We start from the raw sequence: 23,575 nt of genomic DNA on the forward strand, positions 1-23,575 counted from the left end.
GTCTACCTCTTTCCCAAACTCTTTTAGAGAAAGCATCCAAGAAAAAAATCTAGATTTTGAACTAGTCGTAAAAAAACTGAACATCAAAAAGATCCAGAGTCAGGGAACCCTAGATCATCGCCTCATCCTCTTGGGATGGCTCATTGATGTTTAGGACAATGTGTCCAAGTAATCCCGCATAATATTGCGGCGTTTGGGCTGGCGGAGTTTCTGGAGAGCCTTTGCCTCAATTTGGCGCACCCGTTCCCGCGAAAGCTCTAGCATTCGGCCAATCTCTGCGAGGGAGTAGGTTTTACCATCGCCTAGACCATAGCGCAGTTGAATGACTTCCCGTTCCCGGTCGGTGAGTTCTGTCAGTAAGTTATGCAAGTCACGTTGCAGAGACTCCCGCACAAGATTTTCTTCGGGGGAAGCATCTTGGGTTTCTAGGAGATCGCCTAACTCTGTGTCCCGGTCTTTGCCGACGCGAATTTCGAGGGAGACGGAACGGGGAACCTTTTGTAAGACCTCTCGCACCTGCTCTGGGGTCATCTCTAGGGCCTGGGCTACGTCGTCTAAGCTGGGGGTACAACCCTGGGTTTGGGAAATTTGCCGCTGTGCTTTTTTGATTTTATTGAGTTTTTCGGTGACGTGGACCGGGAGACGGATGGTGCGACTTTGGGTGGCGATCGCCCGGGTAATGCCCTGACGAATCCACCAGTAGGCATAGGTCGAGAAGCGATAGCCTTTTGTCGGGTCGAATTTATCCACCGCCCGTTCTAAACCGAGGGTTCCTTCTTGAATAAGGTCTAAAAGTTCGAGGCCGCGGTTCTGGTATTTTTTTGCCACCGAAACCACCAAACGGAGGTTGGCCTGGATCATGTGCTCTTTTGCCTTGGCCCCAGCCTTGAGGATCGAGTCAAGTTCTTTAACGCTTAAGCCCACTTGCTCGGCCCAGCGCTGTTTACCCTGGCGAATGATATCCCGCAATACGGCTCGCTCTAGGTCCATTTCCTGGGCCCAGCGATTAAGGGAAGGGCGGCAACCCAACTCAATGGCTAGGCGGTCATGGACATTGATACAACTCAAAAATTCTGCCAAAATTTCGTCGCCTGCTTCTGCCCCCTCTTGTCGTTTTTCCAAAAGCTGGATATAATTTTGAACCTTGCGGGCTTCCGTTAGCTCCTCATCTCTTTCGAGTAACGGTACGCGCCCGATGTCCTGCAGATACAGCCTCACTAAATCTGTGGTCTGACCATTCCGGAGGGTTGTTTCATCCGGATCAAACACAGCAAGCTCATCGTTGCTAGCGGTTTCGGTTAGGGAGTCAAAGGAACCTTGGCTCTTGGACTGCTTGGCGGTGGTCATAATGGCGACTCTCCTGAAAAATATTAGGGGGGTGCTTACCCTTAAATTTCCCTGAATAAAAGTCCTTTTCAAGGTTTTGATATATAAATTAACATCTCGGCCCTAGTCCAAAGGCGATCGCCGCTACAGTTTTATGTCAAATTTTCATGACAAAATAATCCTTTAAAGGCCAACAAAATCGTCAAATATTGCCAGTATCCAAGGCATTTTTGTCAGCATTTAGCAATATAAGAATAGGGCGATTGCCCCCAAAGCCTAAAAACTCGAAAAACTTAATTTGCGGTGGTTCTAGCGACCCCATAGAATTAAACTCGCGCCACAGAAAACAGAGTTTTGTACCGTACCGATCAATACAATTCGCTCGCTTTTCCCGTTGCATGATTAGTCCTAAACCATTCAGCTTTTAAATTGACCATGACCAACCCAACCCGCATTTTGATGTGTGCCCCCGACTATTACGAGGTGGACTATGTCATTAACCCTTGGATGGAAGGAAACGTCCACAAATCGTCCCAAGCTCAAGCCATTGAACAGTGGCAGGCCCTACATCAAATCATCAAAGAGTATGCCGTTGTTGATCTCGTGCCCCCTGCCCAGGGCTGGCCAGATATGGTTTTTACGGCCAATGCCGGTCTGGTCTTGGGTCAAAAAGCGATTCTCAGTCGTTTCTATCACCCAGAGCGCCAAGGGGAAGAACCCTACTTTAAGCAATGGTTTGCGGAAAATGGTTTCCAGGTCTATGAGCTGCCCCAGGATTTGCCCTTTGAAGGGGCAGGCGATGCCCTCTTTGACCGGGATTCTGGAGCGCTATGGGCTGGTTATGGTTTTCGCTCTGAACTCGACTCCCACGCCTACATTGCCCAATGGCTCGATGTGGAAGTTTTATCCCTACGCCTGATCGATCCCCGCTTTTATCACCTCGATACTTGCTTTTGTCCCCTAAGCGGCGGTTATCTCCTCTACTATCCTCCCGCCTTTGATACTTACTCCAATGCCCTAATTGAGCGGCGGATTCCGGCGGAGAAGCGTATTGTTGTCCCCGAACCAGATGCGGTGAATTTTGCCTGCAATGCGGTCAATGTCGATGATGTGATCATCATGAATAAAATCAGCCCAGAACTCGAAACGGCGATCGCCACCAAGGGCTTTCAGGTGCGACAAACGTCCCTCACGGAATTTCTCAAGGCAGGGGGAGCCGCAAAATGTTTAACCCTAAAAACCACAGAACCGATTCAAGAAACCGCCCAAGCCAATGCTCCGGTGGATAGTCGGATTATTCATCTCGAAGGGCACCTCCTCGATGCGGGTATTTTGAACCAAGCCTTGGATTTAATCAATGAACAGGGCGGCAGCGCAAAAGTATTAAATTTCAACCTCGGCATCGAGCGAAAAAATACGTCATCGGCTAATGTACGGGTATCCGCACCCTCTCCCACCACCATGGAGGACATTATGTCCGCCCTTATTGAAATGGGCGCGATCAGTGCTTCGGCAGAAGATATTCAGGATGCGCACCTAGAAACCATGAAGCAAATGGGAGTCGCCCCCGATGATTTTTATGTGACGAATATCTACCCCACGGAGGTCAGGATTAAAGGCCAATGGGTTAAGGTGACCCACCAACGGATGGACGGGGCGATCGCCATTAGTGAGAGCAACGGCACTATTAATGCCCGCTGTCGTCTGTTGCGGGATCTCCAGGTGGGAGAAAAAGTTGTTGTGGGCATCGACGGGATTCGCACCAACCATAAAACCACCGCTCGTCCCAGCGCCGAAAAACAAGAATTTAGCTTCATGGGGGCCGGGGTTTCGAGTGAACGCCGTGTGGAATTGGTCGTTGAGCAAATTGCCTGGGAACTCCATAAAATCCGCGCCCAAGGTGGAAAAGTTGCGGTCACGGCTGGGCCAGTGGTGATCCATACCGGGGGGGCGCAACATCTCGCCAATTTAATTCGCCAGGGCTATGTCCATACTTTGCTCGGTGGTAATGCGATCGCCGTCCACGACATTGAACAATCAATGATGGGCACTTCCCTCGGCGTTGATATGAATAAAGGCGTCCCTGTGCGTGGGGGCCACCGTCACCACCTCAAGGTAATCAATACCATTCGTCGCTGTGGCAGTATCGCCAATGCCGTGGCCCAGGGGCTTATTACAAAGGGGGTAATGTATGAATGCGTCCAAAACAATGTACCCTTCTGTTTAGCCGGATCTATTCGTGATGATGGCCCTCTCCCGGATACAGAAATGGATCTGATTCGCGCCCAGGAAGAATATGCTCGCTTGCTAGAAGGCACCAATATGGTTTTGATGCTTTCGACAATGCTCCATTCCATTGGCGTCGGCAATATGACTCCTGCCGGGGTGAAGATGGTCTGTGTCGATATTAATCCTGCGGTAGTCACAAAACTAAGCGATCGCGGCTCGGTAGAATCCGTCGGCGTGGTCACCGATGTGGGACTATTCCTCAGTCTCTTGACGCGACAACTTGATCGACTCAACCAAAAGGCTGCCATCACTGTGTAATTTTCCCAAATAATCCAGGCGATCGCCAAAAAACTCTCTCGGAAAGTCTGGGGAGTTTTTTTGTTGCTGTTCTCGAATCGTGGCGATCAAAAAAACCACTAGATACAAAACTAGTGGCCTCACTGAATTTAATTCATGTTGTTTGGGAGCATGGGTCGTTTCTTAGAAATTACATCCCATGCCAACGCAGAGATGATATTTAGCGGCTGTTGGTGCGGGGTCTTGCTTTATTGACCTTCATGTCGCGGCCCATCCAGCTCGCACCATCGAGGGCTTCAATCGCCTTATCTTCTTCTTCATCGTTAGACATTTCCACAAAGCCAAAGCCACGCTTTCTTTGGGTTTCACGGTCTACCGGAAGATAAACGCGTTTTACTTTACCGTAGTCATTAAAGACTTCACGAAGATCGTCTTCTTCTACGGCGTAGTCCAGGTTTCCAACATAAATTGACATAAAAATTGTCTCCTTAAAGATGACTTAATCTGTGCATCGGGGAAGGAGAGTTCGTAGTCGTATCGGGCGGGGAGATTTTCTGTCAATACTGTCGTAACCAAACACAATACCAAACGAGACAAAACCGTAACCGAGTACTTTCGAATTCTTTTGATTCCCAACAATACTAGGCTAGCACAGTCAAAAAAATAAACACAAGTTTTGGGGGGCACTTGTTTTGTAGAATAAATAAAGTTTTATGAAGCGCTTTCTCCTTTTTTTGATAGCCTGAGCACTTTTACTTAGATAATCGCAGAGTCACCCTTCCTTTAAGCTTTGTTCTGGGTACCCAGGCTGTTGTTGGCCGCACATTCCGAGGCAAAACGATCCATCAAGATGACTACATCCGCTAAACATACTGAGCTGCGCCAGTTGGTCCGAAGCCAATTGTTGCTTTTGCTGGAATCGAATAATTTGCAAGGGGCTAAATCGCTACTTGTGCCCGTACAACCCGTTGACATTGCCGAGGCGATCGAAGATTTACCAGAATCGATGCAGGTCATTGCTTTCCGTCTGCTTTCTAAAGCGGAGGCCATCGAAGTCTATGAATACTTAGATTCATCGGTGCAGCAGGCCCTCATTCAAAAATTTAAGCGCCAGGAAGTGCGGGAAGTCGTGGATCAAATGTCCCCCGATGACCGGGTGCGTCTTTTCGATGAATTACCGGCGAAGGTGGTACGGCAGCTCCTAGAACAGCTCAGCCCCGAAGAAAGACAGGCGACGAATCTTTTGCTCGGTTATGAGGAAGATACCGCTGGCCGGGTAATGACCCCGGAGTATATTTCCCTCAAAGAAACCTTCACCGTTTCAGAAACCATCGAGCGGATTCGGCAACAGGCCAGCAAATCGGAAATTATCTACTACCTCTATGTCACTAACGCGTCCCGGCAACTGGTAGGCATTGTCTCCCTACGGGATCTCGTTGTTTCAGAGCCAGATTTACCGTTGTCAGAGATTATGACCAGGGATGTGGTCTCGGTTCATACAGATACTGACCAAGAGGAAGTGGCGCGAACGATTCAACGGTATGACCTACTCGCTTTACCTGTGGTGGATCGAGAAGATCGTCTGGTGGGGGTCGTTACGGTGGACGATGTGATCGACATTATTGAACGGGAAGCCACAGAAGATATCTATGCGTTGGGGGGGCTGCAAACGGATGGTGATAATTATTTCCAAATGAATCTGTGGACAGTAGCTCGACAGCGGGTTGTGTGGTTGTTTGTGTTGCTGATTACGAATACCTTTACGGGCTGGATTATTAGCTCCCAGCAGTCGCTCTTGGAACAGGTGGTAATTTTGGCGGCATTTATTCCGCTTTTGACGGGGACTGGGGGAAATGTGGGGGCGCAGTCTTCAACGGTGGTAATTCGGGGTCTGAATACGGAAGATTTAAACGATCTAGGGCCAGCGAAGGTAGTCGGACGGGAGGCGATCGCCGGGGCATTGTTAGGGGCGATCCTGGGGATTGTTGTGATTGTTTGGGCCTACTTTCTCCAGGGAAATCTGGCGGTGGCCATTTCGGTGGGGATCAGTTTGGTGGCGATCGCCGTGCTGGCATCGGTGGCTGGCTCCTCGCTACCATTTTTGTTCCGATACCTAGGGTTAGACCCGGCCCTAATGTCGGCACCCTTTATTACAACGGCGGTGGACGTGATTGGGGTTTTGATTTACTTTAATATCGCCCGCATGATGTTGAGGTTATGATAAGGCGAACGCACCCGTGAGGAGGGTCATGTTTTGATGGGAAAAAAGCAGCAATGGTTGGAATTTGCAGAATTGGGTTTGCTGCTGCTGGTTTTCTTGGCGTGGATCTGGGATGTGATTCAAGGCGACGGTAATTCGACAGCTTCATTAGTCATATTCCTGCTCTGGATCACCCTAGGGCTAAATTTTTTTAACCGCATTGCCCATCAACGACACCAGCGGCGACAAATCCTGGGCATGGTGCGCAGCCTTGAGCAACGTTTACAAGGTCAGTTTCAAGGGCAACTGCAACCCCTCACCGAACAAATCCGCCAAGCGAGCCAAATCAATGCCAGCCTGGCCCAAATCGAAACAGATGGAGAAATGCAAACCTATCTGCGCAGTTTAGAAAAAGCCCTAACCAATGTGGTGCAGTATCTCAATGAAGCTGTTTTGGATGAACGACTCACGAATTTAGAACAGGAATTTTTACGGCAGCAACCTACCCCAGCCGCAACATCTCCAGCCATCGCCCAGGCAGTTGCCGATGATCTAAAACCAGAGGCGATCGCCGATCCTTGGGCCACGGAAACACTCCCCGCTCCAGAACCACCCGCAGCACCGCAACTCAAGCAGCAATGGCAGTTAGTCGCTACTATCCCAGCCCACCGAGATTGTGTGAGTGCTTTAGTCTTTAGTGCCGATCAAAAATTCCTCGCGAGTGGCAGTTGGGATCATCAGTTGAAACTCTGGCGCGTAGACGATCAAAAGCAAATTTCCCAAGTGACCGCCCACGAACAGGGTCTTTTAAATCTAGCATTCACCCCCCCTGTGACCGGAGCCAAAGCGGAGACAGAACAAATAGAAACATTGGCAATCGCCAGTAGTAGTTTTTCACCGGAAGTTAACCTTTGGCACCTCGATCAAAGCCAAGCGGTGCCCCAACTCATGCTCCAAAAATCCCTGGAGGGACACCAAGGGGCCGTTTATACCATGGCTTTGACAGGCCAACAAACACTCATCACCGGGAGTCACGATCAGACCCTGCGCCAGTGGCAACTTGAGGATGGTAGCGTTTATCAACAAACCCTTGATCTCAATGATCAGATCCAGGCGATCGCCCTGGCCCCCCAAGAAAACCTCTTTATCAGCGGTGGCACAGAGGGCATCCTCAAGTTTTGGCGCACCACGGATCATCGCTTACTCGGTAGTTTAAAAAATGATCCCCCCGCAGCCATTGCGGCGATCTCCATCCGCACCGACGGTAAATTGTTTGCTTCTGCTGGCGAACATGGCCTGATTCATCTGTGGCAAGTGGACCTCAATCATCTAGAGATTTTACCAGAAACAGTGCCTTGTTTTACCCTCGAAGCCCACGAAAAGCCCATTACTCAGCTTCTGTTTAGTCGTCAAGGTCATTTTCTCCTGAGCAGTAGCGTCGATGGCACGATTAAAATTTGGCAGTTAGGCATCACTGAGCCTTTGACGACGTTAAATTTCAATACTCCCGACCAAGAAGATCATGTACGTTTACTGTCCCTAGCCCTCACTGCCGATGGGCGTACCCTCGCGGCGGGCGGTTCCGATGGCACGATCAAAATTTGGCAGCAAGTTTAATCAGATTTCATTCACCATAGTCAGCCAGGGAAATTATCCACCGTTAAATATTGATTCCGTGAGAAACAACAGGCTAGGCTAGATCCACTGTTTTTGTGCGGGTAGCTAACGTGAAGCGCGTAATTTTAATTCTGTTGACGATTATTACCCTGGTGCCGCTCCTGTCTTCGTTGTGGGCCAGTTTCCAGGAACCGCAGATCCAGGGCCGCCTCGAACTGTATCAAACCAACTTGGTGCTTCAGGCCGCAGAGTACGATCCCAATTCCACGGCTACTACCTCCCCTGAGGCGATCGCCACCCTCGTGACTCAACTGACGGGGCAAGATCCCTACAGTAGTGCGATCGCCCAGTATAAAAAAGTGCTCAGTAGTAGTGAAGCCCGCCAAAAACTCCTCACAGACTCCACAGAAACAAGCGCTGCTCAAACCCAGGCGACCAAAAAGGCGATCGCCGAAACCGCCACCTTGATCGATGAACTCCAGCTCAGACTCGGGATTTTGTACGCCAGTCGCGGCAAGTTCGACCAAGCACAACAGCGATGGGAAGCCATTTCCGGAGAAGAATCTGATGGTTTGGCTCAAACTTTAGCGCCCCTCTGGCTCAACTCCCAAGCTCCCACTGACCCAGACGCCTTAACCCAAACAGAGCTTGAAACCTGGTTCGAGCAACAAAATCTCCAAAAGCTATACCAAATTCAAGACGATCGTCCGGCACAACAGCAACTCCAACAACAAATTCAACAGAATGCGCAACGGGCTTTTTTAAAATTAACGGTCATTACCGTCTTGCCCTTTAGTGTGGGTCTTTTTGGCTTGGGTTTTCTCATCTTTTTGGGCGTTCAAGTTTTCCGGAAGCAGGAAGCAGCCCTTTTGCACATTGATGATCAGGCGACTTGGAACACCCCCTGGAATGGAGAAATTATCTGGCAGGTTTTTATCGTCGGCTTCTTTCTCGTCGGTCAAATTATTTTGCCCCTTGCTTTACCCATCGCCCTCCAGGCCTTTAGCATCGATGCCACCGCTTGGACAGTCCGTGAAAAAGCTGTTTATACCCTCATCACCTATTCACTGATGGCGATCGCTGGTTTAATCGTTCTAGCGGCTTCGGTTTGGGAATTTCGGCCCCTCCCCCAGGGCTGGTTTCAGGTGAAATGGCTGGATAACTGGACGGTATGGGGATTTGGAGGCTACATGGTGGCCTTGCCGCTGGTGTTACTCGTTTCCCTACTAAATCAACAAATTTGGCAGGGTCAGGGGGGCAGTAATCCGATTCTGTTTCTTGCCCTCAAAGCCCAGGATCAGGTGGCTTTAACCATCTTCTTTTTGACGGCCTCGGTGATGGCTCCCCTCTTTGAGGAAATTATGTTCCGGGGTTTTCTATTACCTTCTCTAACCCGTTATGTCCCAGTGTGGGGCAGCATTATTCTCAGTGCGTTTTTGTTTGCGATCGCCCACATGAGTTTGTCGGAAGTCCTACCTTTAATGACCCTGGGCATTATTTTGGGATTCGTTTATGTTAAATCCCGTAACCTTTTGGCCCCGATGCTTCTCCATAGTTTGTGGAACAGCGGCACTCTATTGAGTTTGTTTATTCTCGGTAGTTAGGTAGGGTTGCCCTCAGTGGGATTTTCCCGCAGCCAAGTTTCTAATTCTGCGGCTGACTCAAACCCAAATAGGCGATCGCTTAGGGCATCCAGTTGAGTTAGATTCAGGGCCTGAATTTGTGGGGCGAATCCTGAAACTTGCTCCGGGAAGCGTTGCTGAATGAAGCGTAGGATTATTTTACAAGCTTCTTCTTGGCGGCCTTGCTGTAGACCTTCTTCCATCCAAGACGTGACAATTCGCAGCACCTGGGCTTCCTCCTGGGGCTGAATGCGGTGTAGTTCCTGCTCAAAGACCTGCTGCTCTGCCATATTTAACCTCAGATAGGTATCCACAAAACCCGACAACAAATGAATTCTGGCCGAATCTAAACGAAGCGTCACAATCATCCGTAAACATTCTAACTTGACCTTTGGGCGTTCCTCCGAGCTAAAGTTCATCTTTGCCATGAGCGCAGCCGCAACGGGGTTTGGTTGGCGGAGAAAGTCACGCCACGGCAAGCGGTTCAATTGAATAGTCTGGAAAGAAAACCTGAGAATTTCCTTGGAAGGAAAAGCCACCGAAAAAGTTTCCGGTTCTAGCCTCTGGGGAGAGCGGTAAGAAAATAAGGCAATGGGGTAAATGGGTAAACGATACTTTTCGTACAACCGCGCAAAATAGAGAAACATCCGTTCCGCAAAATCTGCTTGGGAGGTTGCTTGATTTTCAACGTGTACGAGAAAACAAGTCTCTTGGCCGCGAAAGTGAAGTTTCGCCACAATATCTACATTGCGACGCGTTTGGCCAGGTAGGTCATTGAAAACTTCTTGGGTAAGAAAAGTTAAGGAGTTCTGCTCGGCTGTTTCGAGGATTTCCGGCGCAAAAAGGGCGAGAAAATCCCAGAAAAAGGTCGTCAGCAACTCCTTAAAACAACAAATCATGATCGATGGTTTGGGTCATGGTTCAACCGGAAAACCAAGGTAAAAGCAGTCTAAATTTCGTCGGGGATTACCCATTTGGGGGGTTCCATCATTTTCTTGAGGCGCGCCGCTTCGGCGATTTCGTGCATTTTGTCGATGGAGACGGTCTGCACAAATTCGCTGGCTTGGGCCGCATATTCTTTGTTGGGGCAGTCTTCCCCTAGGATGCAACCATTGACGCACTCAACGGCACAGTTTACGGTTTGACTCATTTTTCGCTCAAGGAGTTGAAGGTGTGTTGCTTTGTAGTGTAACGGTTTCAGCCTCAACCACCACCAACAATGGTGACAATTTCTAGGCGATCGCCGGCTTGAATCAAGGTATGTTCCCACCGCTGACGGTGCAAAATTTCGCCGTTGTATTCCACTGCCACAAGGCGTGGATTCATGCCCAATTGCTCAAGACAGCGAGGTAAAGATAACTCACTCGCAATGGTTTTTAGTTCACCATTCACCCAAACATCGATCATTTATGCCGTGGCCTCCTCAAGGTTTTGTAGGGTTTGTTGGCGGTGTAATTGGGCCGCAAAAAACTGAGCTGTCAGGGTCGGGTCTTCACTCTGCATCAGTGCCCGCACCACTGCAACCCGTTCGGCTCCGGCGGCCAGAACCTCGCCGAGATTTTCGGTGTCAATGCTGCCGATCGCAAACCAGGGCACAGGACAATTTTCCCTGGCATGGCTGACATAACTGTGACCCGCAGCGGCTTTCCCCGGTTTAGTAGGGGTTTCATACACGGGGCCAACACCCACATAATCCGCTCCTTCACTCAATGCTTTTTCGAGTTCCTGGGGATTGGTGGTGGAGCGGCCAATAATTTTATCGGGGCCAAGGAGTTGGCGGGCCGTGGCAATGGGTAAATCCGTTTGGCCGAGGTGAACGCCGTCGGCATCCACGGCTAGGGCAAGATCCACACGGTCATTGACGAGGAATAAAGCATGGTAGCGATCGCATAATTTTTTCAGGGCGATCGCATTGGCAAACCGTTGTTCATCAGGAGTCTCTTTGTCGCGGTATTGGACGATTTCAACGCCCCCCTGGAGGGCCGCTTCGGTCACTGCCAACAGTTTTTCGTGGGGAGAAGTCACTAGATAAAGTCGTGCTTTTTCGAGACGTTGTTTCAGTTGGGGGCTAAAGAGTTGACTTTCGAGGGTATAGACCTGATACCGCATTTGTTTACAGGCGATCGCCATTTCCGTTTTGTAGAGTTTGGCGTACTCTTCTAGCACCCGGAGCGCTTCTTCGACCCGACAAAGATTGGCCCGGAGTAAATGATTAAGATCCGTGCGGCTTTCTTCCTGGGGATGGCTGAGGCTGGTGCCTACATCGTTGGGCGTATCCCGTGCGGCGCGCAATTCGTCGTGGTGCCATTGGGCCAGGGTTTGGCGCATTTCCTTGCAACGGGCGGCCAGTTCAGCATGGTTCAGGCCAAATCGAAACCATTCTTCAACAATGCGCAGTCCCTCCCTGGCTCGGTCGAGGTTGGCATCGAGGATGCGAAAAATAGCGGTGGTATCGGTGGAAGCAGGTTTAACCATGGTGACGGCGCACAAAACAGAATCGGCAGGCAAATTCTTACTTTATCGCATCTCCTAGGGGATCTCTGGATTTTGCCCCGGAGACAGGCGATCGCCTTTTAGAATACAGTAGTAACCCTGTGTTATTTTTTGTTGCCCAAGGCCATGGCCCTTCGTACCGTACCACGACCCTTGCTTGATTCCGCTGATTCTTTAGAGATTGCATCCGTCACCTATCCCGTCGTAGAAACCTTTCATTCGATCCAGGGGGAAGGCTTTTGGTTTGGCACAGCGGCTTTTTTCATTCGCCTCGCCGGTTGTGATGTAGGTTGCCCCTGGTGCGACACCAAAATCTCCTGGAATCCGAAACGTCATCCCCAAGTTTCCGTTGCCGAACTCAAACAACAGGCGATAGAAGCCCAGCCGAAGATCATTGTCATTACGGGGGGGGAACCTTTGATGCATGACCTTTATCCTTTGACGATTGGGTTGAAAGAAACGGGTTTGCCGCTCCACCTAGAAACCTCCGGTGCCCATCCCCTCAGCGGTCATTTTGATTGGCTAACCCTGTCCCCAAAGCCTTTTAAAGCGCCATTGCCGGAAATTTACGATCATGTCAGTGAATTAAAGATCGTGATCGACCAAGCCACGGATTTCCAGTGGGCCGAAACCCAAGCCCAAAAAATTGCCGCAGAGATTCCGCAATATCTCCAACCCCAATGGGAAAATCTCGCCAGTCAGAGTCTCATTTTCGACTATATTTTGGCTCACCCCGAATGGCGTCTCGGTCTGCAAACCCATAAGTTTTTGGGGGTGCGCTAGATGAAACGGGCTGTTGTTTTACTCTCCGGTGGCTTGGATTCGGCTACCAGTGCCGCCCAGGCGATCGCCGATGGCTATGAAGTGTTTGCTCTCTCCTTTCGCTATGGTCAGAAACATAGCCGAGAATTAGTTGCCGCCCAGAAAATTGCCGAACATTTAGGGATCACCGAACATTTCATCATGGATGTGAATTTGTCCCAGTGGGGCGGCTCTTCCTTAACTGACGTTAACCAAGCGATTCCCCAAAGTGGTGTCCAGATAGGGGATATTCCCTCGACCTATGTCCCCGGTCGTAATACGGTATTTTTGGCGATCGCCCTTTCTCTCGCTGAAGCAAAACAAGCCGAAGCGATCTACCTGGGGATCAATGCCGTGGACTATTCCGGTTATCCTGACTGTCGCCCCGAATATCTCGCCGCCTACCAGAAGTTAGCGGATCTCTCTTCCAAAGTTGGCATTGAAGGTCACGCGCCCCAATTGGTTGCGCCCCTTGTGCTTGATACCAAAGTAGAAATTATCCAAAAGGCAGTGAAATTAGGGGTTCCCATTGCCGAAACTTGGTCTTGTTACCAAGGGGGAGAACATCCCTGCGGCTTATGTGATTCCTGCCGAATTCGGGATGAAGCCCTGATCAAAGCGGGTTATCCAGAGCTAACGAGCCAGAACGCCCAAAAATAACCAAACAAAAACCCCCAGACCGAAACCGAGGGTTGGGGAAATTAGTGCTGGCCAAATCTAAGCCGCCTGCATCAGGAGATCGTCGAGTTTGCCTTGGTACTCTAGTTCGTGGAGATCGTCACAGCCACCCACGTGCTGGTTGTTAATGAAAACCTGGGGGAGGCTACTGCGGCCATTGGCTCGGTCTGTCATGGCCTCCCGCGCTTGGCGATCGCCATCGATGCAATACTCTGTATATTCCACTTGTTTACTGTCGAGGAGATGCTTGGCCCGGATACAAAAAGGACAGGTGCTCCAAGTATAAATTTCAACGGTTGCAGCCATAATTTTGGATTTTTCTGAAATGTAACAATTTATTTCAAGTTTAACGTTTCCTGGGCCTAAAAGCGGCGATGCCCTTTTCTCTCTGTAGGGAAATTTGAGCAAGCTTAAGGGCCAAAATTCCCTGTTTTTGCCATAAAATCGACAATTTATTTCCGTTATAAACTTCTTCCGCTACACTGGGAGGCTAGCCTTTTTCTCGGACTGCCATGGTTGCCGAATCGATCCAATACATCACAGAAAATCCGATTTTTACGTTTATTCTGCTGCTGTTGGTCTCCCTGACCATTCCCCCTATTTTTGAACGGCTGAATTTACCTGGCTTGGTGGGCTTACTCTTTGCAGGGATTATCCTTGGTGAAAATGCCCTAGGCCTCCTCGACTCAGAGAGTGAAACGATGGTTTTATTCTCGGAAGTGGGCAAAATTTACCTGATGTTTGTGGCCGGATTGGAAATTAATTTGGCGGAGTTTCGGAAAACCCAGGATCGCTCCATTGGCTTTGGTTTTCTGACATTTATTGTGCCGTTAACGATGGGAACGGTGGTCGGCCTAAGTTTTGATTTTGGTTGGAATGCGGCAATTCTCATTGGATCTTTATTGGCTTCCCATACGTTGCTGGGTTACCCAATTATTAATCGGCTAGGGATTCTCAATAATGAGAGTGTAACGGTCACGATTGGCGCGACGATTTTTACGGACATTGCGGCTCTTTTGGTGCTGGCGATCTGTGTGTCGATTCACCAGGGCGATTTTTCTACGGCTTCTTTGGTCTTGCAACTGGCGTTATTGGTAGGCTACGGAGCTTTGGTACTCTTCGGTCTGTCCTGGCTTGGTCGAGAATTTTTCCAGCGCAATGGGGATGAAGAGGGCAATCAATTTTTATTTATTTTGCTGGCTGTCTTTCTCGCGTCAGTGGGGGCCCAGGTGATCAATGTGGATAAAATTGTGGGGGCTTTTTTGGCGGGTTTGGCGGTCAATGATGTGGTCGGCAAAAGCCCGGTAGAGGAAAAAATTGAATTTGTGGGCAGTACGCTATTTATTCCGTTCTTTTTTGTGGGGATGGGGTTATTGCTCGATATTCCGGCATTTATTAATAATTTGCTCTATGAGTTTCCCCTCACGTTTTCGATTGTCGGTGGCTTGTTATTGTCTAAATTTATTGCGGCGGCGATCGCCAAACAGATTTATCGCTATAGCTGGGCTGAAACCCTCACGATGTGGTCGTTGTCGATCCCCCAGGTGGCGGCAACCCTGGCGGCGGCCTTGGTTGGTTTCCGGGTGGGACTGATCAGCGAATCGGTATTTAATGCGGTGATCGTACTGATGCTAGTCACTTCGATGCTGGGGCCGGTGTTAACCCGTCGTTTTGGTCGTTTATTACCCAGTAGTGGCAAGGATATTGCCCTGACAACGGTTACGGTGTCGCCATCGACGGATCGGTTCAAAATTGTTGTACCCATTGCCAATCCCAGCACCAAGGACTATTTACTCGAAGCAGCAGGGCTTTTAACCCGCATTCGTCAAGGGGTTGTGATGCCTGTGTCGATTGTGACGGGCCATGCCCACATGGATGATCCGGCAGTGATGATGGGGATCGACCGGAGTCAAAGCTTACTCCAAGAGGCGATCGCCCAGGGGGAGCAACTGCAAATTACGATGCAACCAAAAATTCGCATCGATGACGATGTGGCCGCCGGGATCAGTCGCGTGGCCCGGGAAGAAAATGCCAACTTAATTTTGATGGGCTGGGGAAAAACCGAAGGTCTCAAAGCAAGGCTCCTGGGGACTTTAATTCATAATGTCTGTTGGTCGGCCCATTGTCCGGTGGCGGTGGTGCGTCTCTTGGATGATCCGAAAAATTTGCGGCGGATTATGGTGCCCTTTAAAGGGATCTCGGCTCAAAATTTACAGATGGTGCAATTTGCTGAACTTTTGGCGATCGCCAACCAAGCCGAAGTCACCGTCTTCCATGTGTGCGAAACCTGGATGACCAAAGACCAACGCAACCTACTCAAAGCCGACCTAGAAAATGCCCTGCAAAATGCCGGAATCACCACCAAAATGCAGATTCGGATTATCCGTTACCACGACGTGGCCAAGGCAATTCTCCATGACGCCAAAGACTTCGACCTTGTCATTCTGCACTCTACCCGTTACCGTACCGCCGGAGGCCTAGCTGTGGGCGATGTCACCACAAAAATTTCGAGCCAAATCCAAACATCCGTCGTCATTTTTAACGAACTCTAACCCTCATTCGCCTAACAAAAGTAGCGTTTTTTAAAGTTCAACCTAAAGCCAGTGTTTTGGATAAGGACGCCCCGGCACCACACGACTAAAAATTACCGTCAACCACACAATCAACACAGAACCGCATAAAGCAGGCGTCAAAATAAATTGCCAAGACGCATGGCTCAAAATACCAATTAAGGCTACGGCCCCCGAAGGCGGATGGACGGTTCGGGTCAGTTGCATGAGCTTAATCGTCACTGCCACCGCCAAACCCATGACCCAGGGAGCATCCCCGAACAAGTGAAATAACACCACACAACTGCAAGCCCCAATTACATTCCCCACAATTACGTTGCGGGGCTGGGCTAATGGACTATCCGGCACCCCAAATACCAGCACGGCCGTGGCCCCAAAGGGAGCCGCAATCAAAGGATAAGAACTATAAACCGAGATGTAAGCCAGGGTCGAAATACCAATAAAACTGCCTAAAAATGACAAACCAATATGTTGTCGGGAGAAGCTGGGTTGATGTCTACGGCTCTGTTGCAGCGTATAAAATTTGCGTCGCCACCGCCTCAAAATTGCTGTATTAGAACGTTTTTTTAATCGAATAGATGCCCGCCGGGGAAATGATGACATAAAACTTCCAATCAAGATCGATAGGATTGCTGGATTTTAATAACCTTGCTCCATGCAATTATTTAAATGTATCATGACGTTCTTGCATTTATGGCTTTTTTATGAGATCAATTTTTAATTTCAAGGTCAACTTTTGCTTATAAAGTCAGCTAAAAATCAGCCTATTTTTAATCGAATCAAATGTCATCAACAAATCAAAAAATAAAAAAACGAGGGAAGTATTCTTCCCCCGGACAAAAGCATTCATGGTTATTACTCGAAACTTTAGCCCCCTGCCACAGCGGGTACAATGCTGACCTCATCACCGTCATTTAGAGCAGTATCGACACCGTTCAGAAAACGGATATCTTCTTCATTGACGTAGAGGTTTAAAAAGCGTCGAGGATTGCCCTGTTCATCACAGAGGCGAGCCTTAATGCCGGGGCAGTTTGCTTCTAGGGAATCGAGCAATTCTTTAATGGAAGAACCAGCGCATTCAACGGTGGGTTGATCCTTCGTAAACTTTTGGAGGGGAGTTGGAACTAAAACTTTAATTACCATTTTGAGTCAGACAAATTTTTTTAAAACTAAACGATAAGGAACAGGGATTGGGTCAGATCTACCGTGCAGTGACAATGAGAAAAGACCCAATTTAGAACAGCAACTATACCAAAGTTTGCTGCCACTCTAGACGCTCAAGGGTGCGGGCACGATCAAGAGCCTGCTCGAAACTTTCGAGGTTGGCTTCGATGGTGAGGGGTTCACCAGCAGCATTTTGTACTGCCTCTTGGGTCTTCAGGCCGTTCCCAGTGATGTAGACGACTGTCTTCTCGTCGGGGTTAATCTTGCCTGCTTCTACGAGTTTTTTCAAAACGGCAATGGTAGTGCCACCAGCAGTTTCGGTGAAAATGCCTTCGGTTTCAGCAAGGAGTTTGATGCCGTCAACAATTTCAGCATCGGTGACATCTTCAATGTTGCCGTTGGTCTTGTTGGCGATTTCTACGGCGTAGACACCATCGGCCGGGTTGCCGATCGCAATGGACTTGGCGATCGTGTTGGGCTTCACAGGAGTAATAAAGTCACGGCCTTCTTTGTAGGCTTGAGAAATGGGAGAGCAACCTTCAGCTTGGGCACCGCTGAAACGAACCGCTTTGTCTTCAACAAGACCGACTTTGACAAATTCGTTAAAGCCTTTGTAGATCTTGGTGAAGAGGGAACCGGAAGCCAGGGGCGCAACCACGTGGTCGGGGAGTTCCCAGCCAAGTTGTTCGATGACTTCATAGCCGAGGGTCTTGGAACCTTCGGAGTAGTAGGGGCGGAGGTTGATATTCACGAAGCCCCAACCGTGGGAGTTGGCAACTTCAGAACAAAGGCGATTCACCTGGTCATAGTTGCCGTGAACGGCCATCAGAATGGGATTGTAGATCAGCGTGCCGAGGACTTTTCCGGCTTCGAGATCGGAGGGGATAAAGACGCAACAGTCTAATCCGGCATGGGCGGCGATCGCCGCTGTGGAGTTTGCCAAATTACCAGTGCTGGCACAGGAAACAGTCGAGAAACCTAATTCGCGGGCGCGGGTCAGGGCAACGGATACCACCCGATCCTTGAAACTCAAGGTGGGCATATTCACCGCGTCATTTTTAATGTAAAGCTCCTTGATGCCGAGACGACGGGCCAAACGGTTCGCTTTGAGGAGGGGCGTAAAGCCAGTGCCCACATCAATGGGTTCTCCGGCAACGGGCAAAAATTCTTTGTAGCGCCAGATGGACTTGGGGCCAGCTTCGATGCTTTCACGGCTCACTTTGCTGGCGATTTGCTCGTAGTCATACTTCACTTCGAGGGGGCCAAAGCAAAACTCACACACGTGGAGGGCTTTGGGTTCGTACTCAGCGCCACATTCCTTACAGGCGAGGGCGGTGAAGTTGGCGGTGTCGAGGGAGGCGACGGCGGTATCAAGGGTTGCTTGCGTCATTAGGGTTTTCTCCGTTTCCATGAATGCTGAATGCTTAATTGAAAGCCATAATAAACAGTTCCAAAACTGTCGTCAATCATACCCGATAAAAATAGTCGGGATTAAATCTGCGTAAAAAGAAAGAGGCGATCGCCTCTTTTCCCCCAAAAATATTCTCCCCTGGGGGAGATGCCGTCAGGCAGAGGGGTTTATTCCGGCAAGGTCTTATCCTGAACACCCCGCATAATCCGCGACAACTCCGACTTCTCATCCACGGCAATCCGCGTCGGCGAACCACTAATAATCCGTTCGTAGTTTCGGAAAGAATCCTTAATCGCTGCCCCACCTTCACTGATGGTGTATTCCCGAATGCCCTTGTCATGCCAAGAGCCCCGCATTTTAAAGACGTTGATCGCCCGGGACATCTCGCCACGAATTTCGACATATTGCAGCATTAGAATCGTGTCCGTAATCGTCGAAATGTGGGATTCCGTAATCGAATGGGCCCCCATAAACTGATCCGTCGTATTCGTAAAGAAGCCCGTAATCTCTTCCTGTTTCGCGTAGCCCGTTACCCCAATCACAAATTGGCGAAACGCATTATTGGTCACGCCCCGCGCTAACGCCGACAGAGAGTCAATCGCAATCCGGGACGGCTTAAATTCAGAAATTTCTGACTTAATCATCTGCAAGTGATCCTCCAGGCCCGCCGACTCTGGATAGGAACAGAGTAACTTGAGCAGCCCTTTGCGTTCCATCTCCTCAAAATCAATCCCCCAGGAAGAGGCATTACGCGATAACTGTGCCCGGGACTCTTCATAGGCAAACAGGATCGCCCGTTCGCCGCGCCGACAACCTTCTTCGAGGAACTTACTTACGAGTAAAGTCTTTCCGGTTCCTGTGGCTCCCGTGGCTAGGATGATCGAATCTTTAAAGAAACCGCCGCCGCACATCTTATCCAGGGTTTCCACTCCAGAAGAAATCCGTGCATTAGAAGACCGCTGGGTCAGACGCATTGCCCCCAGTGGGAAAATATTGATCCCATCGTTGGTGATCGTGAAGGGATATTCCCCCTTCATGTGGGTTGTTCCCCGCAGCTTAAGGATTTCGATGGTGCGTCGCCGCCGTTCCCCTTCTAGGACATTCCGCAGGATCACCACGTTATCTGAGACAAATTCTTCTACCCCAAAGCGGGCTACAGGGCCATATTCATCCAGTCTTTCCGTGGTCATGATCGAGGTGACTGCAAGGTGCTTTAGGCGGGCAACCAGACGAAAAATTTCCCGGCGGACGACGGGGGCGGCATCATATTGCTGAAACACCGCTGTCACCGAGTCAATGGAAACAAGCTTGGCATTGTATTTGCGAATCGCGTATTGAATCCGTTCAATCAAAGCAGAGAGATCAAAGTTACCCACTACTTCCTGACCATCGGGATCTGGGGAAGCATCGAGAATAAAGAGCTTACCTTCATCAACGAGACTTTGGAGATCCCAGCCGAAACTATGGGCGTTCTGGATAATATCCCGGGGAGATTCCTCAAAGGTGACAAAAAGCCCTGGATAGTCGAAGTGCTTGATGCCATGGTAAAGAAACTGAATTGCCAGTAAGGTTTTCCCAGTCCCCGAAGTACCACTCACTAGGGTTGTTCTGCCGGAGGGTAAACCACCATGACTAATCTCATCGAGACCTTCGATGAGGGTACGGATTTTTTGGACGCCTTTGATGGCACCGTTATTAGAGGAGGTGGGCTGATTCATTACGACTTAGGGACTGGAGATATAAATAAAAAAATGAAGAGATTTAACTAAGGTTGTCCTAATGCAGGGAGAGCAAGCGCTTGAAACGCCATTTTTTTGGACGGCGTAGCCTGATAATCCAACGAGACGAAGGAAGTATACGAAATCAAATGGCTTTATCCTACTAGAAAGTGCTCCTGTTCTTAAAGCTCTTCTTCCCGTTCTAAAAACTCTTCGTAAAGGAGATCGAGACCAATCAATACTTTTTCTCGGTCGGAGAGGTCACCGATGATCTTACGGACGGGGGGTGGAAGCACTTTGGAGAGGGTTGGTGTCGCCAAAATCTTATCTTCTTCGGCTAGTTGGGGGTTTTGGAGGACATCAATTACTTTTAGGGCATAGACCCCTTTAAAGTCGGTTTCTAAAATATTTTTTAAGGTTTTGAGGGCGCGGACAGAGTTGGGGGTATTGCCAGCCACATAAAGCTTTAAAACATAAGTTTTCTTTAGGAGGTTCATAGACAAGGCTGATGTGGGTAGGAATAGGGTTAGGTGCTAGGCGTCGTGGAGGGGAATGATTTCATCCTAGTCTATCCGAAATAGAAGTTCAAAAGGTAGATCTTCACGGGGGATAGAACGGCGATACATTTCACACAAGTGGGCGACGATATCGATGAGGGTAAGGCGATAGTCTAGAAGGATTTCTTCGCTTCTCCCTTCAAGTTTGAGCTGTTGGGCGAATTCGTCCATTAACTTCATGTGAGTTTCGAGGATATAGGAGACAGAAACATCGGCAAAAAAAGCCTGATTGACAAATTGATCAATGGCTTGATTTGTGGGGAGATCGCCACTGAAGTAGCTTAGGACAATATCGCGATAATCGGCGACAAATTGCTCCCGAAATTCTTGCTGTTCTTCGGGGGAAAGACTGCGATAAAAATATTTGGGATTGCGTTTGTAATAAACGCCGAGATAGCCTAATCGTTCCCGTAATTTTTCGGCGAGACGGCGCTGTTGTAACAGTAAAAAAGCTTGGTGGGTTTTATCGGGATCGCTGTGGTGGGGATCTTGGGGTTTGTCGCTCAGGGCACAGCTTGGGGCGAGGTGCAAAAATTGGGCGATCGCCTGGTCGATGGTCAACGATAAGTTTTCGAGATTGGTAAAATCTAGGTATTTTTCGGCACTATGGTAAAGCTGCTCGGAGACATCTTCTTGGGAAATTTCACAGGCGGTGGTCGGCCCAAGAAAGACACAGGGGAGTAAAATTCCACTCTGAGTTAAGCGCTCAAAATAGTCTTGGTTTTCTTTTCCTTGAACAACTACAAGGCAGTCAATTTGTTCTTTATTAGCCTCAAGAAATGCCAGGATTTTTTGGCCATAGTCAAGGAGCTTGATCTGATAGCGATCGCCTGTCAATTGAGCTTCAATTTTTCCGGGTTGAAAACCAGGAGGTGTAACTAGATAAAGGGAGAGTTTAGAAACCAAAGTAGACCGACCAACATCGAAATAAGCTTAAGTTAAAGGATAGCTTTCTTTTAATAATGGGACAATTATAAAGATAAGCTTAATTTTTTGCTTGCTTGGGGTTACGGTAACATCTTTTGTCAAAATAGGCTGAGATTTTACCGGAAATTTAGCGCCAGTATTATTTTTGTACCCGCAACAGTTCGTAGGGCGATCTTTCCAGGAGGAGATCAAGGGTTTTGTCCCCTAGGGGAAGTTCTGGGCGGGTGGATGTGCGCACCACCAACAGAAAAGAAGAATTGGCCTGGGTTAAGGTGCTGTCGATGGCGGCGAGTTCCTCTTCTTTATCATCGTCAATAAAGAGAATATCTTGGCCTGTATAGAAGACGAGGCTCGGCTTTTCAAACCCCACCATCATCACTGTTTCGTCAGGCCGCTGCTGGGCTGTAATGGTATCGGCAATTTCCCGGAGACTGGCTTGGCGAGCTTGATCCAGCAAAGTGCTGGCAGGTAGTAAAACAAGGACAATAAATGCCACCATAATCGCCCCATTAGCTAGCCAGATCCCCAGGCGAGATCGCCACACACAAACCGCAAGAACAACCGCCCCCAGGAGCCAAATCCCAAAGCCCCACCAAGCAAGGTTTGATTGGGCATAGGTCGTAGCCAGATCCGGGGCCGCAGGATCATAACCAATGACTTGGGGGCTATAGATCATAAACCCGCTGAGAATCAGCAACAGCCCCACATTGGCGATCGCACTCCAACGGAATCCTGTCGAGGGTTGCCGGGGCGTTTCAATAACATGGCTGAGAAACAACGCCACCAAAATTGCGGCGGCGGGCAAGAGGGGAATTGTATAACTCGGTAGTTTGGTGACGGCGATGGTAAAGAAGCCAAAAATCACCCCAAACCAAATGCTTGCAAAGACGGCAAGGTGGGTAGAACGCGCCTCCTGACGCCAACGGGCCGGACGATGTAACTTGAGTCGGGCGATCGCCGCTGGTAGATACACAGACCAGGGCAAAAACCCCACCAATACCACTGGAAAGTAAAAATACCACGGGGCATCGTGGCCATTGACTACCCCCGTAAACCGATCAAAATTGTGGTAACCAAAAAAACTATCAATGTACGCTTGGCCATTGCGGAGGGTCACCAGGACAAACCAAGGTAAGGCGATCGCCGTGAAGATCAAAGCCCCAGTCAAGGGTTTCGCTTCCCCCAGCAGTACCTCACGGAACTTGCCGACATAGAGCAAAAAGAGCATGATCACGAGTCCCGGCACTACGATCCCCACCGGCCCTTTGGTCAAGACTGCACAGGCAAATAACGCGTAAGCCGCCATGTACCAGCTATTGGGTAACCAGCGATTGATCGGCTGTCCGCCGCTACCATAACCATAGAAAAAACAAATCAAGCCCCCACTAAAGCAACCATTAAGGAGCATATCGGAGACCCCCTGCCGCGCCCAGACAATGGTTTGTAAGTTCAAAGCGATTAAGCTACTGCCGATCCAAGCTGCCAGCCAGAGTTTGCGTTGGGTGTTAGGGGCCTCGGGATTTTGGGCCGCCGTTATTGTGCCAAAACCAAACTGACGCAGCACCACAAAAACCAAGACCATTAAACCGAGGGCCGCAAAGGCAGAGGGTAATCTAGCCCCCCAAGCATTCACCCCAACAATTTTGTAGGCGATCGCCATCAGCCAATACACCAGGGGCGGCTTATCAAAGCGGGTGGCATCGTTGTAATAGGGCGTAATCCAATCCCCTGTGGCTAACATCCGTCGGGCCGCATCCGCAAACATGGGTTCCGTTTCATCCACGAGGCCCACAGCGCCAAGGTGCCAAAAAAAAGCGAGTCCCCCCAGGAGACCCAAGGCGATCGCCGAAATGATCCCCGTGGTTTTCGGGAATTTCTCATAGCTGTAGTACCAACGACGAACAGAATCAAGGGGCGACATGGGCAAATTGGAGGATTTTAAGTAAAAAACTTCAGCGATTGTAA

At 49.4% G+C, this 23,575-nt stretch carries 21 protein-coding genes; 7 read left to right on the forward strand and 14 right to left on the reverse strand.

Annotation, left to right across the window (positions count from 1 at the left end):
* Positions 1-150 precede the first annotated feature (150 nt).
* On the reverse strand, positions 151-1,347 hold the full coding sequence (gene sigC / locus AWQ23_RS01505; protein WP_062431912.1) for an RNA polymerase sigma factor SigC: 1,197 nt from the start codon (positions 1,345-1,347) through the stop codon (positions 151-153).
* Positions 1,348-1,761: 414 nt separating this feature from the next.
* Between sigC and AWQ23_RS01510 the strand changes: the two genes are divergently transcribed.
* The gene (locus tag AWQ23_RS01510) at positions 1,762-3,873 is read left to right on the forward strand and encodes a TIGR00300 family protein (RefSeq protein ID WP_062431914.1); all 2,112 of its coding nucleotides are present in this window, start codon (positions 1,762-1,764) and stop codon (positions 3,871-3,873) included.
* A 199-nt stretch (positions 3,874-4,072) separates the two neighbouring features.
* Here the strand turns inward: AWQ23_RS01510 and AWQ23_RS01515 are convergent, their stop codons facing one another.
* On the reverse strand, positions 4,073-4,327 hold the full coding sequence (locus AWQ23_RS01515; RefSeq protein WP_012305906.1) for an RNA-binding protein: 255 nt from the start codon (positions 4,325-4,327) through the stop codon (positions 4,073-4,075).
* 375 nt (positions 4,328-4,702) lie between these two features.
* Here AWQ23_RS01515 and mgtE point away from each other — a divergent pair, with 375 nt between their 5' ends.
* The 3 genes from mgtE to AWQ23_RS01530 all read left to right on the forward strand — a co-directional run bounded on the left by mgtE (position 4,703) and on the right by AWQ23_RS01530 (position 9,273).
* The gene (gene mgtE / locus AWQ23_RS01520) at positions 4,703-6,073 is read left to right on the forward strand and encodes a magnesium transporter (protein WP_012305907.1); all 1,371 of its coding nucleotides are present in this window, start codon (positions 4,703-4,705) and stop codon (positions 6,071-6,073) included.
* A 36-nt stretch (positions 6,074-6,109) separates the two neighbouring features.
* Positions 6,110-7,669: a WD40 repeat domain-containing protein gene (locus AWQ23_RS01525; RefSeq protein WP_062431916.1), complete on the forward strand. Its 1,560-nt coding sequence runs from the start codon at positions 6,110-6,112 to the stop codon at positions 7,667-7,669.
* Between the two features lie 110 nt (positions 7,670-7,779).
* Positions 7,780-9,273: a type II CAAX endopeptidase family protein gene (locus AWQ23_RS01530; RefSeq protein WP_232308938.1), complete on the forward strand. Its 1,494-nt coding sequence runs from the start codon at positions 7,780-7,782 to the stop codon at positions 9,271-9,273.
* Here AWQ23_RS01530 and AWQ23_RS01535 read toward each other — a convergent pair.
* From AWQ23_RS01535 to AWQ23_RS01550, 4 genes are read right to left on the reverse strand one after another with little or no spacing between them, the layout of a single operon-like run.
* Positions 9,270-10,190: a DUF4351 domain-containing protein gene (locus AWQ23_RS01535; RefSeq protein WP_232308939.1), complete on the reverse strand. Its 921-nt coding sequence runs from the start codon at positions 10,188-10,190 to the stop codon at positions 9,270-9,272. The two genes, AWQ23_RS01530 and AWQ23_RS01535, sit on opposite strands and share 4 nt — an antisense overlap.
* Positions 10,191-10,240: 50 nt before the next feature.
* Positions 10,241-10,441 (reverse strand): hypothetical protein, encoded by a 201-nt coding sequence (locus AWQ23_RS01540; protein WP_012305911.1) that lies wholly within the window; start codon positions 10,439-10,441, stop codon positions 10,241-10,243.
* Positions 10,442-10,494: 53 nt separating this feature from the next.
* Complete coding sequence (gene thiS / locus AWQ23_RS01545) at positions 10,495-10,698, reverse strand: sulfur carrier protein ThiS (RefSeq protein WP_012305912.1); 204 nt, start codon at positions 10,696-10,698, stop codon at positions 10,495-10,497.
* On the reverse strand, positions 10,699-11,766 hold the full coding sequence (locus AWQ23_RS01550) for a thiamine phosphate synthase (protein WP_062431920.1): 1,068 nt from the start codon (positions 11,764-11,766) through the stop codon (positions 10,699-10,701). It lies immediately after the preceding gene.
* A 144-nt stretch (positions 11,767-11,910) separates the two neighbouring features.
* On the opposite strand from AWQ23_RS01550, the gene AWQ23_RS01555 reads away from it, so the two are divergent.
* Positions 11,911-12,567: a 7-carboxy-7-deazaguanine synthase QueE gene (locus tag AWQ23_RS01555; RefSeq protein WP_062436443.1), complete on the forward strand. Its 657-nt coding sequence runs from the start codon at positions 11,911-11,913 to the stop codon at positions 12,565-12,567.
* The gene (gene queC / locus AWQ23_RS01560) at positions 12,568-13,245 is read left to right on the forward strand and encodes a 7-cyano-7-deazaguanine synthase QueC (RefSeq protein ID WP_062431922.1); all 678 of its coding nucleotides are present in this window, start codon (positions 12,568-12,570) and stop codon (positions 13,243-13,245) included.
* Positions 13,246-13,302: 57 nt separating this feature from the next.
* Here queC and grxC read toward each other — a convergent pair whose 3' ends face one another.
* On the reverse strand, positions 13,303-13,569 hold the full coding sequence (grxC, locus tag AWQ23_RS01565) for a glutaredoxin 3 (protein WP_062431924.1): 267 nt from the start codon (positions 13,567-13,569) through the stop codon (positions 13,303-13,305).
* Positions 13,570-13,775: 206 nt separating this feature from the next.
* Between grxC and AWQ23_RS01570 the strand changes: the two genes are divergently transcribed.
* Entirely contained in the window at positions 13,776-15,815 is a 2,040-nt protein-coding gene (locus tag AWQ23_RS01570) for a cation:proton antiporter (protein ID WP_062431926.1), read from the forward strand.
* 42 nt (positions 15,816-15,857) lie between these two features.
* Here the strand turns inward: AWQ23_RS01570 and AWQ23_RS01575 are convergent, their stop codons facing one another.
* The 7 genes from AWQ23_RS01575 to AWQ23_RS01605 all read right to left on the reverse strand — a co-directional run bounded on the left by AWQ23_RS01575 (position 15,858) and on the right by AWQ23_RS01605 (position 23,531).
* Positions 15,858-16,376: an HPP family protein gene (locus tag AWQ23_RS01575; RefSeq protein WP_232308940.1), complete on the reverse strand. Its 519-nt coding sequence runs from the start codon at positions 16,374-16,376 to the stop codon at positions 15,858-15,860.
* A 324-nt stretch (positions 16,377-16,700) separates the two neighbouring features.
* The gene (locus AWQ23_RS01580) at positions 16,701-16,976 is read right to left on the reverse strand and encodes a MoaD/ThiS family protein (protein WP_062431927.1); all 276 of its coding nucleotides are present in this window, start codon (positions 16,974-16,976) and stop codon (positions 16,701-16,703) included.
* 103 nt (positions 16,977-17,079) lie between these two features.
* Positions 17,080-18,387 (reverse strand): threonine synthase, encoded by a 1,308-nt coding sequence (gene thrC, locus AWQ23_RS01585; protein ID WP_062431929.1) that lies wholly within the window; start codon positions 18,385-18,387, stop codon positions 17,080-17,082.
* A 188-nt stretch (positions 18,388-18,575) separates the two neighbouring features.
* Positions 18,576-20,126, reverse strand: coding sequence for a circadian clock protein KaiC (gene kaiC / locus AWQ23_RS01590; protein WP_012305921.1), 1,551 nt, complete (start codon positions 20,124-20,126; stop codon positions 18,576-18,578).
* 182 nt (positions 20,127-20,308) lie between these two features.
* Complete coding sequence (kaiB, locus tag AWQ23_RS01595) at positions 20,309-20,623, reverse strand: circadian clock protein KaiB (RefSeq protein ID WP_030006078.1); 315 nt, start codon at positions 20,621-20,623, stop codon at positions 20,309-20,311.
* A gap of 66 nt (positions 20,624-20,689) precedes the next feature.
* Positions 20,690-21,589 (reverse strand): circadian clock protein KaiA, encoded by a 900-nt coding sequence (locus tag AWQ23_RS01600; RefSeq protein WP_062431932.1) that lies wholly within the window; start codon positions 21,587-21,589, stop codon positions 20,690-20,692.
* A 160-nt stretch (positions 21,590-21,749) separates the two neighbouring features.
* Positions 21,750-23,531 carry a glycosyltransferase family 39 protein gene (locus tag AWQ23_RS01605; protein WP_062431934.1) on the reverse strand — a complete coding sequence of 594 codons (1,782 nt, stop codon included), beginning with the start codon at positions 23,529-23,531 and terminating at the stop codon, positions 21,750-21,752.
* Positions 23,532-23,575: the final 44 nt, after the last annotated feature.

Origin of the sequence: Picosynechococcus sp. PCC 73109, from assembly GCF_001521855.1 — a bacterium.
In the GTDB taxonomy this organism is placed as follows: Bacteria; Cyanobacteriota; Cyanobacteriia; order Cyanobacteriales; family MRBY01; genus MRBY01.